The organism is Kribbella sp. CA-245084 (genome assembly GCF_050942355.1).
In the GTDB taxonomy this organism is placed as follows: domain Bacteria; phylum Actinomycetota; class Actinomycetes; order Propionibacteriales; family Kribbellaceae; genus Kribbella.
In genome coordinates this window covers 8064025-8075761 of record NZ_CP192053.1, presented here as the reverse complement: position 1 = coordinate 8075761, position 11737 = coordinate 8064025, and the positions used below count along the sequence as shown (strand labels likewise).

The window sequence follows — 11737 nt, the reverse complement described above, 5'->3', positions numbered from 1 at the left end:
CCGCCGCTCGTCCGCGGCGGGCGGAGTGCTGTGGACGGCCGATTCGGGGGTCCGTGGGCGCGCGGATAGGATGGGGCTCCGTACTCGCCGTGTAAAGGTGCTCGTTTTACCCATGGACATCACACCCGCTGGAGTTCCCGACAAGTTCGCCGTCCTCGGCCTCACCTTCGACGACGTCTTGCTGCAGCCGAACGAGTCCGACGTCATCCCCTCCGAGGCGGTCACCCGGTCCCGGGTCAGCCGCAATGTCTGGGTGAACATCCCGCTGATGTCGAGCGCGATGGACACCGTCACCGAGGCCCGGATGGCGATCGCGATGGCCCGCCAGGGCGGTCTCGGCGTCCTTCACCGCAATCTCTCGATCGAGGACCAGTCCCAGCAGGTCGACCTGGTCAAGCGCTCCGAGTCCGGCATGATCGCCCAGCCGATCACGATCGGCCCGGACGCCAGCATCGGCGAGGCCGACGCGCTCTGCGCGCAGTACCGGATCTCCGGCGTGCCCGTCGTGGACGACGCCGGCGTGCTGGTCGGCATCGTGACGAACCGTGACATGCGGTTCGAGAACGATCTGTCCCGCCCGGTCCGCGAGGTGATGACCAAGCAGCCGCTGATCACCGGCAAGCAGGGCATCTCGGCCGACGACGCGATGGCGCTGCTGCACAAGCACAAGGTCGAGAAGCTGCCGCTGGTCGACGAGGCCGGCAAGCTGACCGGCCTGATCACGCTGAAGGACTTCGTCAAGCGGGACAAGTTCCCGCTGTCCACCAAGGACGCCAGCGGCCGGCTGATGGTCGCCGCCGCGATCGGCTTCTTCGGCGAGGCGTACAAGCGGGCCATGTCCCTGGTCGAGGCCGGTGTCGACGTGCTCGTCGTGGACACCGCGCACGGTCACTCCCAGGCGCAGCTCGAGATCATCCGCAAGCTCAAGGCCGACCCGGCGACCCGCGGCGTGGACATCGTCGGCGGCAACGTCGCGACCCGCGTGGGCGCCCAGGCGCTGGTCGACGCGGGCGCGGACGGGGTCAAGGTCGGCGTCGGTCCGGGCTCCATCTGTACGACGCGGGTCGTGTCCGGCGTCGGCGTGCCGCAGGTGACCGCGATCTACGAGGCGTCGCTGGCGTGCAAGCCGGCCGGGGTCCCGGTCATCGGCGACGGCGGCCTGCAGTACTCCGGTGACATCGCCAAGGCGCTCGTCGCCGGCGCGGACACGGTCATGCTGGGCTCGCTGCTGGCCGGCTGCGAGGAGTCGCCGGGCGACCTGGTGTTCATCAACGGCAAGCAGTTCAAGGCGTACCGCGGGATGGGTTCGCTCGGCGCGATGCAGTCCGGCGGCCTGCGCAAGTCGTACTCGAAGGACCGCTACTTCCAGCACGACGGCGGCTCCGACGAGAAGCTGATCGCCGAGGGCGTCGAGGGCCAGGTTCCGTACCGGGGCCCGCTGTCGGCCGTCGCGCACCAGCTGATCGGCGGCCTGCGGCAGTCGATGTGGTACACCGGCGCCCGCACCGTCCCGGAGCTCCAGGAGAACGGCCGCTTCGTCCGCATCACCTCCGCCGGCCTCCAGGAGTCCCACCCGCACGACATCCAGATGACGGTAGAGGCCCCGAACTACTCCGGCCGCTGACCGCCTGCAACCCGTTAGGAACCAGATGACCGAGATCGAGATCGGCCGCGCCAAGCGTGGGCGGCAGGCGTACGCGTTCGACGACATCGCGATCGTGCCGTCGCGCCGGACGCGGGACCCCGAGGAGGTCTCGGTCGCCTGGCAGATCGACGCGTACCGGTTCGAGCTGCCGATCCTGGCCGCGCCGATGGACTCGGTGATGTCGCCGGCCACTGCGATCGCGATCGGCAAGGCCGGCGGTCTCGGCGTACTGAACCTCGAAGGTCTCTGGACGCGGTACGAAGACCCGACCAGCCTGCTCGAGGAGATCACCAGCCTCGATCAGAAGCAGGCCACGCACCGGCTGCAGGAGATCTACGCGGCGCCGATCAAGCCCGAGCTGATCTCCCAGCGGGTGCAGGAGATCCGCGACTCGGGCGTGACTGTGGCCGGTGCGCTGTCGCCGCAGCGGACCAAGCAGTTCGCGAAGCACGTCGTGGACGCGGGCGTCGACCTGTTCGTCATCCGCGGTACGACGGTGTCCGCCGAGCACGTGTCCGGGCAGGCGGAGCCGCTCAACCTCAAGCAGTTCATCTACGACCTCGACGTACCGGTGATCGTCGGCGGCTGCGCGACGCATCAGGCCGCGCTGCACCTGATGCGGACCGGTGCGGCCGGCGTGCTCGTCGGCTTCGGCGGCGGCGCGGCGCACACGACGCGCAAGGTGCTCGGTGTTGCCGTGCCGATGGCGAGTGCGGTGGCCGACGTGGCCGCGGCGCGGCGGGACTACATGGACGAGTCCGGCGGGCGGTACGTGCACGTCATCGCGGACGGCTCGGTCGGGCGGTCCGGCGACGTGGCGAAGGCGGTCGCCTGCGGTGCGGACGCTGTGATGGTCGGTTCGCCGCTGGCGCGAGCGAGCGATGCCCCGGGTGGCGGGTTCCACTGGGGCGCCGAGGCCTGGCACCAGGACCTGCCCCGCGGCGAGCGGGTCGAGGTCGGCGTCACCGGCACGATGGAGCAGATCCTGTTCGGCCCGTCCTGGGTCCCGGACGGCACGATGAACCTGGTCGGCGCCCTCAAGCGCGCGATGGCGACAACGGGCTACACGGAGCTCAAGGAGTTCCAGCGGGTCGAGGTCGTCGTCGGTTGAGGCTGTATTGAATGCCGCGACTCCGTCGCGGCGGGTCACGGGGCTGTGACTCCCGGCCTTCCCTCGTCGCTCCGGTCGCTTCGCTCCCTCCGCTCCTCAGTCCAGGCCGGGAGGCCCCATGACCGGCGTACTGCTCCTGCACGGTTCGAGTGGTGCGCCGGACGTCCAGCGTGCTCGGCTGCTCGAGGCGGAGGGGTACGACGTACTCGCGCCGCGGTGGACCGTCACGCACGAGGTGCCGCTGGAGTCATTCCCGCTCGACGAGCTGGCTCAACGCAACGATCGGCTGGTTGTGATGGGCAGCTCGTGGGGTGCCGAGGCTGCGCTGCTGCTGGGTGCGCTCGACGAGCGGGTGGACTCGGTCGTCGCGTTCGCCCCGAGCGCCTACGTCTGGGGCCGGGTGCTGGAGGACGGGAGCCAGCGGTCGGCGTGGACCTGGCGGGGCGAGCCGCTGCCGTTCGTGCCGTTCGACCAGGATTGGAAGGCCGAGGACGACCCGCCGAGCTACACCGGTCTGTACCGCCAAAGCCTGCTCAGCGCGGCGGAAGAGACACGGATCCCGGTGGAGCGGATCGGCGAAGTGCTGCTGATCGCCGGCGGGGACGACCAGGTGTGGCCGGCTGTGGAGTTCGCGGAGGAGATCGTCCGCCGGCGCGGTGAGCGTCCGACCCGTCTCCTGGTCGGGCCGGAGGCCGGGCATCGACTGGTGCTGCCGGGGGAGGAGCCGAAGTCGGTCGGGCAGCGGATGGCGCGCGGTGGCACCGACGCTGCCGATCGCGAGCTCGGCGCACAGGCCTGGGACGAGATTCGCAATCTGCTCGCAGGCTGAGCGAAATGCGCCGAGTCCCCACAGCTTGGACGGTTCTGGAAGGATTGCGGCATGGGACTTTTCAGCCGACGGAGCAGCCAGGACACGGACAATGTTGCCCTCGCCGCAGCGCGGGGCCAATTGTCTCCCGATGATGTGGACCAGGTGCGCTTCCTGATCACCACCAAGAAGGCGGTGCACGCGGTGAAGCTGATCCGCGACCGCACCGGACTGGACCTCAAGCAGTCCAAGGAGCTGGTCGACGACATCCGCCTCGGCCGCTACGTGCCGCCGACCACCGGTACGCCGCTCGTCCGCCGCCCGGGGACGAACCTGGCCGAGCGCACCCGCGCCCTCAAGGCCGCAGGTGAGCTCCACCAGGCCACCGCCCTGGTCGTCTCCGAGACCGGCATGACCGACGAAGAGGCCGGCCTCTTCGTCGGTGCCCTCCGCGCCGACTAACCCTTCACATACGACAGCTTCTCGGCGATCTTCCCGTCGCGCAGCCGCAGTACGTCGACCCCGCGGACGTGCCCGCGATTGCCGGATGCTTCACGCCACGAGTACCGCCACCGCACGACGGCGCGCTCACCGAGCACCACCGTCTCGTCGGTCTCGAAGTGCGGGTCGTCGGTGTTTGCGAACAGCCGCGCCCACTCCGCCCGTACTGCGTCAGCGCCCTCCAGACGGGTGCCGTCCGGGGCCGGCGAGGTGGACTCGAACACGATGTCGTCGGTGACCAGCGACATCACCGTCTCCAGATCCGCCGTGTCGAAGGCGTTCCCGAACCGTTCGAGCACACCGAACGCCGGGCTCCAGCGTGGGTCACGCCCCGAGGCGGCCAGCAGCTGGTCGGCTGGAGTGGTGAAGCCGTCGAGGTGTGGGCCGATGATGCCGACCGAGCGGTACATGTCCTCGCGTTCCGCGAACCAGGTCGCGACCTCGGCGACCAGGTCGGCGTTGAGCCGCGGTTGAGCGCCGATCGCCACCGCCAGGTCCCAGCCGTGGATCAGATGGTCGGCCGCGAGTTGGCGCAGATACTCCTGTGGATCCTCGTCGCCGTACGACAGGTGCACCTTGTCGATCGACCAGGACGCCGCGGCCGTCGCCTCGCGGGCTGCGGCTGACGCCGTACGGGCCGGATCGTCACCGAGAAGATCACCGTCGAGCGCGTCGCCGACCTCCGCGATCGTCTTGCCCTCCATCAGCGGCACGGTCCAGCGTTCCTCGCCGACCACGTGGTTCACCAGCGCCCGGACGTCCCAGTCCGAGCAGGGCGTCGGCTCCGCCCATTGATTGTCTGCGACTTCCGCGACCAGTTCCGCGAAGTTCGTGACCGTGCGGTTGTGTAGCTCTACGACATCCATCTCCCGCACCCCCTCCCAAGCGTCAGCGTCCGCCCGCAACGGGATCCGGTCAATTACCCCAGGGTTACCTACCCGCCGAGCTGGAGTTGCTGGGCGGCCTCGTGGGCGTGGTGGGACGCGGTCAGGTCGCCGGCGGCCGCGAGCAGGTCGCCGTGGTGCCGGTAGCAGGACCCGGCCAGGTCCTTCATGGTGTCGTTGTCGTCGGTGAACGGGATCAGCGCGGTGGCGACCTCCGCGCACCAGCCGCCCAGGTCGAGCGCCATCTCAGTCCGGCCGGCCTGGTAGTACGCCTCCGAGACGTCGAGCAGGAGCTGCGCCCAGATCGGCACGTACGTGCTGGTCTCGTATCGCATCCGGTGCGACTCGCGCTCCGACGAGATCGCGAACAGGTAGTGCGCCTCCAGCCCCAGCGTCAATCCGGCGTCGGCGTCCTGCATCAGCAGCGGCCGGACCAGCTCGGCCAGCTCGGTCGCACGGACGGCAGCCGACTCCGGGTCGGTCCGGCCCGACACCGTCGCCAGCGTCATCCCCGGCGCGGGCTCACTCAGCGCAAGCAGTCGGTGGTACTGCTCGAACGGCCCGAGCTTGATCTCCGCGTTCTCCAGCGCTGCGACGAGCGTCAGCGGCAGCCCGCGGTCCAGCTCCTCGACCACCCGGACAGCCGTCTCGCCGTCGGTGTCGTACGCCGTACGCAGGCACGACTCACCCTCGAGCCGGCCGATGATGCCGAGGTGCTTGCCCTTCCTGACCAGGGCCGCGACCAGGGTGCGCATGTCGGTCGGCGAGTCCGAGTCGGCAAGCGTGTCGGCCGTCGTCAGCCCGATCTCGTCCGCCTCGAGCGCGAGGTCCAGCCGCCCCTCGGACGCGTGGACGTCGGCCGACACAGCGGTCGCCGTACACAGGTAGCGCGCGTACGACAGAGACTGCGGGCTCTCGTTGATCTGGTCCGCGAGCTGCAGGAACAGCTGGGTCGCCGCGTCCGCGGAGGCGACCGCCAGCGCGGGGTCGCCGTACCGCCGCAGGATCAGAGCGTTCATCGCGAGCACGCGGGCGAAGTCCGGCTGGTGCTTGAGCCCGTCCGCACCGCCGACCAGCTGGCCGTAGGCGATCACCGCGCCGTCCATCTCCAGTACGGCGGTGGCGCCGTGCCCGCGGTGGGCCTGCGTCATGGCGCGCCGGGCGCGGATATCGGCGAGGAAGCTGGTGGCATCCAGCACGCCGGCATCCTGCAGCTCGGTGTAGCCGAGTTGGGCCTCGTGCAGCGCGGCCAGCGCCTCCTCGTGGCGGCCCGACGCGTTCAGCGAGCCGGCCAGCTCGTACTGGGTCGCGGCCATCAGGTGCTTGGCCTCGTAGTGGTTCGGGGACCCTTCGGCCCGCTCCCTGGCCAGCTCGATGACCCGCTGCTGGAACGGCCCGGCCTCGTCGGCCCGCCCCTCCTCGATCAGCACCTGGGCTGTCTGCAGCGCCTCGCCGAGCTCGTCCTCAGGAGGCGTCCAGAGCCCCCCGCTGTCCACCATCTTGACGTTCCACCCCTTCACCGGCTTCAGAGTGCCTCTGAGCGTCCTGCGCCTACTGCGCGGCACTCGGCACGGCACCTCGCCGCACGGGAGCAAAGGCCACGATGCTCCGCATCGAACCCTTCGCTCCCGTGCGCCGATGCACCGCACCGAGCACCTGCTCGCAACGACGCAGGACGCTCAGACGCACTCTCAGCCGCACAGCTTAATGGGGATCTGATACTGACACTGTCGATTACTGGCAGGTAGCCTAGGCAGATGAGCGAGCAGACCTCGATTCCCGCGGACCCGGAGCTCGATCCGACCGCGTCGTACGCGACCGATCAGTCGGTCATCCGCCGGTTGTCGGGGCTGCTGCGGGCGACGGCGGGCACCAGGACGTCGTACGCGCCGGCGACCGGGCAGCCGATCGCGGACCTGCCGGTCTCGAGCGAGGACGACGTGGTCGCGGCGGTCCGGCTGGCCCGGAAGACGCAGCAGAGCTGGCGACGGGTGCCGCTCGCCGAGCGCGCCGCGATCCTGCTGCGCTACCACGACCTGGTCCTCGACCACCGGCACGAGCTGGTCGACCTGATCATCCGCGAGTCCGGCAAGGCGCGGAAGCAGGCGTTCGAGGAGCTCGCACACGTCGCGCTGACAGCCCGGTACTACGGCCGCAAGGCGCAGGAGCTGCTCGAGCCGCAGCGCAAGCTCGGCATCTTCCCGCTGCTCACCCGGGCCGAGGAGCGGTTCGTGCCGAAGGGTGTCATCGGCATCATCTCGCCGTGGAACTACCCGCTGACGATGGCGATCAGCGACGGCCTGCCGGCGATCCTGGCCGGCAACACGGTCGTGCACAAGCCGGACAGCCAGACCCCGCTGACCGCGCTCCGCGGGATCGAGCTGCTGTACGAAGCCGGTCTGCCGCGGGAGGCCTGGCTCGCGGTGAACGGCGACGGCCCGACCGTCGGTGGCGCGCTGATCCAGAACGCGGACTACATCTGCTTCACCGGCTCGACCAGGACCGGCCGGCTGGTCGCGAAGCAGTGCGGTGAGCGGCTGATCGGCTGCAGCCTCGAGCTCGGCGGCAAGAACCCGATGCTCGTACTGCGTGACGCCGACATCAACCGCGCCGCCGAGGGCGCCGTACGGGCCTGCTTCGCGAACGCGGGCCAGCTGTGCGTCTCGATGGAGCGGCTGTACGTCGCCGACCAGGTGTACGACGCCTTCGTCACCGCCTTCGTGGACCGGGTCAAGAAGCTCCGTCTGAGCGCCGGCACCGGCTGGGACGTCGACATGGGCTCGCTGATCTCGAAGGCCCAGCTCGAGACGGTCACCCGGCACGTCGAGGACGCCCGCTCGCAGGGGGCCACCGTGCTCGTCGGCGGCAAGCCGCGACCGGACATCGGGCCGCTCTTCTACGAGCCGACCGTGCTGTCCGGCGTCACGCCCGCGATGGAGTGCTTCGACAACGAGACCTTCGGCCCGGTCGTCTCGATCTACCGGTTCTCCGACGAGTCCGAGGCGATCCAGCGCGCGAACGAGGGCGAGTACGGCCTGAACGCGAGCGTCTGGAGCCGCGACGGCCGGCGTGGTCGTGCGGTCGCCGCGCAGCTGATGGCCGGCACGGTCAACGTCAACGAGGGGTACGGCGCGACGTTCGGCTCGATCGACACACCGATGGGCGGCATGCGGTCGTCCGGCCTCGGCCGACGCCAGGGTGTCGAAGGCATCCGCCGGTACGTCGAACCGCAGGCGATCGCCACCCAACGGCTGATCCCGATCGCCGCCTCGCACGGCCTGTCCGACGAGAAGTTCGCCGAGCTGATGACCGGCGCCCTGCGGGTGCTGAAGAAGATCGGGCGCCCGTGAGTTTCGACTACGACGTCGTCATCGTGGGGTCCGGCTTCGGCGGATCGGTGTCGGCGCTGCGGTTGACCGAGAAGGGGTATCGCGTCGCCGTCCTGGAGGCCGGTGCCCGGTTCGAGGACATCGGGTTCGCGAAGAACTCGTGGGACACCAAGCGGTTTCTGTTCGCGCCGAAGCTCGGGATGTACGGCATCCAGCGGATCAGCGCGCTGCGTGACGTGATCATCCTGTCCGGCGCCGGAGTCGGCGGCGGCAGCCTCGTCTACGCGAACACTCTGTACGAACCGCTGCCCGCCTTCTACACCGACCGCCAGTGGGCGCACATCACCGACTGGAAGTCCGAGCTCGCGCCGTACTACGACCAGGCGAAGCGGATGCTCGGCGTCACGACGTACCCGGGCTTCACGCCGGCGGACAAGGTGATGAAGCAGGTTGCCGACGACCTGGGCGTGGGGGACACGTTCCACCCGACGCCGGTCGGCGTCTTCTTCGGTGAGGCCGGTGTCGAGGTCGCCGACCCGTACTTCGGTGGCGCCGGACCGCGCCGTATCGGCTGCATCGACTGCGGCGAGTGCATGACCGGCTGCCGCCACAACGCGAAGAACACGCTGACGAAGAACTACCTGTACCTGGCCGAGAAGTCCGGCGCGGAGGTCTACTCGCTGACCACCGTGACCTCGGTCGAGCCGCTGCCCGACGGCGGGTACGCCGTGGACACCCGCCGTACGTCGAACAAGAAGCTCACCCGGCGCTTCACCGCGCAGCAAGTGATCTTCGCCGCGTCGGCCCTGGGTACGGCGAAGCTGCTGCACCGGCTCCGGGACGAGGGCAAGCTGCCCCGGCTGTCCGACCGGCTCGGCGTACTGACCCGGACCAACTCGGAGTCGCTCCTCGGCGCGATCTCGAAGGATCGCGACGTCGACTACAGCCGCGGGGTCGCGATCACGTCGTCGTTCCACCCGGACGACATCACCCACATCGAGCCGGTGCGGTACGGCAAGGGAAGCAACGTAATGTCGCTGCTGCAGACCGTGCTGACCGACGGCGACGGGGACAAGCCGCGCTGGCGGACCTGGCTGCGAGAGCTCGGCGTACAGCGGAAGAACATCCGCAAGTTGTACGACCTGAAGCACTGGTCCGAGCGGACCGTGATCGCGCTGGTGATGCAGACCGCGGACAACTCGATCACGACGTACGGCAAGCGGGACCGGCTCGGCCGCTGGCGGCTGACGTCCAAGCAGGGCCACGGCGCCCCGAACCCGTCCTGGATCCCGGTGGCGAACCAGGTGGTCCGGCGGATGGCGAAGCTGATGAACGGTACGCCGGGCGGCACGATCGGCGAGCCGTTCAACGTGCCGATGACCGCGCACTTCATCGGCGGCTGCGCGATCGGCGACTCGGCCGAGACCGGCGTGGTCGATCCGTACCACCGGGTCTACGGGTACGACGGCCTGCACATCGTCGACGGCTCGACGATCTCCGCGAACCTCGGCGTCAACCCATCGCTGACGATCACGGCCCAGGCCGAGCGCGCGCTGTCCTTCTGGCCGAACAAGGGCGGTGACGACCCGCGGCCGGCGGTGGGTGCGGCCTATCAACGCATCCAGCCGGTGAAGCCGGCGAGCCCGGTTGTTCCGGCTGATGCCCCCGGCGCTCTCCGGCTTCCGATCATCCCGAAACAGTCTGTGACGAAGCCGTAACGCATTCGCGATCTCCGGCGATCGGAAAAGAATGCACGGCCGGGGAAATGAATAAGCCTCAGCAGTAAGTTTGCTGAGGCTTAGTAAAAGGTCCGGAAAAGGGAGCAGGTCCCTCGGGAACGTTTCCGCCCAAATCGTTTCCCGAGGGACCCACTCAAGCCGGGGTGAGGCGCCCGGCGCTTGGGATCGGGTCACCAACCATGGCTGGCGACCCGAGCTCTTGGTTACTACCTTACATCCGATTTCCTGCGCTTCGAGGCCTTGTGACCACTCTGCGTGCTGATCGCAATGATCAGCTTTTGTTGCTCCAGGTAACCGGGTGGCGGTCTTCCTTGCGGTAACCGCCTTCGTACACATCAACGAGCCCATCTACACCGGGTTACGAGGTTCCAAAGAAAAGTCCAGAAACTTTTCCCGGGAAGTGCGGAGAGTGGTCGTGAGGCACTTCGGCCCGAGGTGTTGCACGTGACGCCCGCCGCAGAACCGGCGTACCGGTCTGACCTACTCTGAGCCGACCGTTCTGATGAGGCAGGAGAAGGCATGAGCGACATCCTGGACGTGGCATGTGAGCAGGTTCTGGAGCAGGGCAGCGGGCTGAGCCAGGAGCAATTGGTCGAGGTCCTCGGCACACCCGACGACAGGCTGCCCGAACTGCTCGCACTCGCGCACGACGTCCGGGTGAAGTGGTGCGGCGAGGAGGTCGAGGTCGAGGGGATCATCTCGCTCAAGACCGGCGGCTGCCCCGAGGACTGTCACTTCTGCTCGCAGTCCGGTCAGTTCACCTCGCCGGTGCGTGCGGTCTGGCTGAACATCCCCGAGCTGGTCGAGGCAGCCAAGGAGACCGCCAAGACCGGCGCCACCGAGTTCTGCATCGTCGCCGCCGTGCGCGGACCAGACGAGCGGCTGATGAGCCAGGTGAAGGCCGGTATCGAGGCGATCAATGCCGAGGTCGACATCAACATCGCCTGCTCGCTCGGCATGCTCACCCAGGAGCAGGTCGACGAGCTGAAGTCCTGGGGCGTGCACCGGTACAACCACAACCTCGAGTCGGCCCGGTCGTACTTCGGCGACGTCGTCACCACGCACTCGTTCGAGGAGCGCTGGGAGACCTGCCTGATGGTGCGCGACTCCGGGATGGAGCTGTGCTGCGGCGGCCTGGTCGGGATGGGCGAGACGCTCGAGCAGCGCGCCGAGCTGGCCGCGCAGCTGGCCGAGCTCGACCCGCACGAGGTCCCGCTGAACTTCCTCAACCCGCGACCGGGTACGCCGTTCGGCGACCTCGAGATCATGGACGGCAAGGACGCGCTGCGGACCATCGCCGCGTTCCGGCTGGCCATGCCGCGCACCGTCCTGCGGTACGCCGGCGGCCGCGAGCTGACCCTCGGCGACCTGGGGACGCGGGACGGACTGCTCGGCGGAATCAACGCCGTCATCGTCGGCAACTATCTGACCACCCTCGGCCGTCCGGCGACCGCCGACCTCGACCTGCTCGCCGAGCTGAAGATGCCGGTGAAAGAGCTGCAGAAGACGCTGTGACCGAGATCTACTGCGGGCGCTGCGGCCGTTCCGTGGAGGATGGCGAGCACGACGACTGCCGCCGGGCGTTGGCGCTGGAGCCGCCGCGGTACTGCGCCGAGTGCCGCCGCCGGATGGTCGTCCAGGTCCACCCGATGGGCTGGTCGGCCCGCTGCTCCGTCCACGGTGAACTGACCTCGGGCTGAGCCCGGCTAGGCTTGAGGGC

General features: G+C 69.0%; 10 protein-coding genes. 8 read left to right on the top strand and 2 right to left on the bottom strand.

What is annotated here, in order from left to right:
* The first annotated feature begins 112 nt into the window (after nucleotides 1-112).
* The 4 genes from guaB to ACQPYH_RS38610 all read left to right on the top strand — a co-directional run bounded on the left by guaB (nucleotide 113) and on the right by ACQPYH_RS38610 (nucleotide 4026).
* Nucleotides 113-1624, top strand: a complete 1512-nt coding sequence (gene guaB / locus ACQPYH_RS38625) for an IMP dehydrogenase (protein WP_130441301.1) — start codon at nucleotides 113-115, stop codon at nucleotides 1622-1624.
* Nucleotides 1625-1649: 25 nt separating this feature from the next.
* Nucleotides 1650-2756 carry a GuaB3 family IMP dehydrogenase-related protein gene (locus ACQPYH_RS38620; protein ID WP_130441299.1) on the top strand — a complete coding sequence of 369 codons (1107 nt, stop codon included), beginning with the start codon at nucleotides 1650-1652 and terminating at the stop codon, nucleotides 2754-2756.
* Between the two features lie 118 nt (nucleotides 2757-2874).
* Nucleotides 2875-3585: an alpha/beta fold hydrolase gene (locus ACQPYH_RS38615; protein ID WP_432882053.1), complete on the top strand. Its 711-nt coding sequence runs from the start codon at nucleotides 2875-2877 to the stop codon at nucleotides 3583-3585.
* A 51-nt stretch (nucleotides 3586-3636) separates the two neighbouring features.
* Entirely contained in the window at nucleotides 3637-4026 is a 390-nt protein-coding gene (locus ACQPYH_RS38610) for a hypothetical protein (protein ID WP_130441296.1), read from the top strand.
* Here the strand turns inward: ACQPYH_RS38610 and ACQPYH_RS38605 are convergent.
* Nucleotides 4023-4931 (bottom strand): TIGR03086 family metal-binding protein, encoded by a 909-nt coding sequence (locus ACQPYH_RS38605; RefSeq protein WP_432882050.1) that lies wholly within the window; start codon nucleotides 4929-4931, stop codon nucleotides 4023-4025. The two genes, ACQPYH_RS38610 and ACQPYH_RS38605, sit on opposite strands and share 4 nt — an antisense overlap.
* Before the next feature lie 68 nt (nucleotides 4932-4999).
* Nucleotides 5000-6448 carry a hypothetical protein gene (locus ACQPYH_RS38600; RefSeq protein WP_432882047.1) on the bottom strand — a complete coding sequence of 483 codons (1449 nt, stop codon included), beginning with the start codon at nucleotides 6446-6448 and terminating at the stop codon, nucleotides 5000-5002.
* Between the two features lie 258 nt (nucleotides 6449-6706).
* On the opposite strand from ACQPYH_RS38600, the gene ACQPYH_RS38595 reads away from it, so the two are divergent.
* The 4 genes from ACQPYH_RS38595 (at nucleotide 6707) to ACQPYH_RS38580 (ending at nucleotide 11717) form a co-directional block, all read left to right on the top strand.
* Nucleotides 6707-8299, top strand: coding sequence for a succinic semialdehyde dehydrogenase (locus ACQPYH_RS38595; protein WP_432882045.1), 1593 nt, complete (start codon nucleotides 6707-6709; stop codon nucleotides 8297-8299).
* Nucleotides 8296-9996 (top strand): GMC oxidoreductase, encoded by a 1701-nt coding sequence (locus ACQPYH_RS38590; RefSeq protein WP_432882043.1) that lies wholly within the window; start codon nucleotides 8296-8298, stop codon nucleotides 9994-9996. The genes ACQPYH_RS38595 and ACQPYH_RS38590 overlap by 4 nt, the downstream gene beginning before the upstream one ends.
* Nucleotides 9997-10536: 540 nt before the next feature.
* Nucleotides 10537-11532, top strand: coding sequence for a biotin synthase BioB (gene bioB / locus ACQPYH_RS38585; protein WP_432882041.1), 996 nt, complete (start codon nucleotides 10537-10539; stop codon nucleotides 11530-11532).
* On the top strand, nucleotides 11529-11717 hold the full coding sequence (locus ACQPYH_RS38580; RefSeq protein WP_432882039.1) for a hypothetical protein: 189 nt from the start codon (nucleotides 11529-11531) through the stop codon (nucleotides 11715-11717). Before bioB ends, ACQPYH_RS38580 begins: the two co-directional genes overlap by 4 nt.
* Nucleotides 11718-11737: the final 20 nt, after the last annotated feature.

What these genes read in the sequence shown, in the direction of transcription:
- bioB (WP_432882041.1), top strand. Translation starts at nt 10,537, where the DNA reads ATGAGCGACATCCTGGACGTGGCATGTGAGCAGGTTCTGGAGCAGGGC.
- ACQPYH_RS38605 (WP_432882050.1), bottom strand. Translation starts at nt 4,931, where the DNA reads ATGGATGTCGTAGAGCTACACAACCGCACGGTCACGAACTTCGCGGAA.
- ACQPYH_RS38610 (WP_130441296.1), top strand. Translation starts at nt 3,637, where the DNA reads ATGGGACTTTTCAGCCGACGGAGCAGCCAGGACACGGACAATGTTGCC.
- ACQPYH_RS38615 (WP_432882053.1), top strand. Translation starts at nt 2,875, where the DNA reads ATGACCGGCGTACTGCTCCTGCACGGTTCGAGTGGTGCGCCGGACGTC.
- ACQPYH_RS38595 (WP_432882045.1), top strand. Translation starts at nt 6,707, where the DNA reads ATGAGCGAGCAGACCTCGATTCCCGCGGACCCGGAGCTCGATCCGACC.
- guaB (WP_130441301.1), top strand. Translation starts at nt 113, where the DNA reads ATGGACATCACACCCGCTGGAGTTCCCGACAAGTTCGCCGTCCTCGGC.
- ACQPYH_RS38600 (WP_432882047.1), bottom strand. Translation starts at nt 6,448, where the DNA reads ATGGTGGACAGCGGGGGGCTCTGGACGCCTCCTGAGGACGAGCTCGGC.
- ACQPYH_RS38620 (WP_130441299.1), top strand. Translation starts at nt 1,650, where the DNA reads ATGACCGAGATCGAGATCGGCCGCGCCAAGCGTGGGCGGCAGGCGTAC.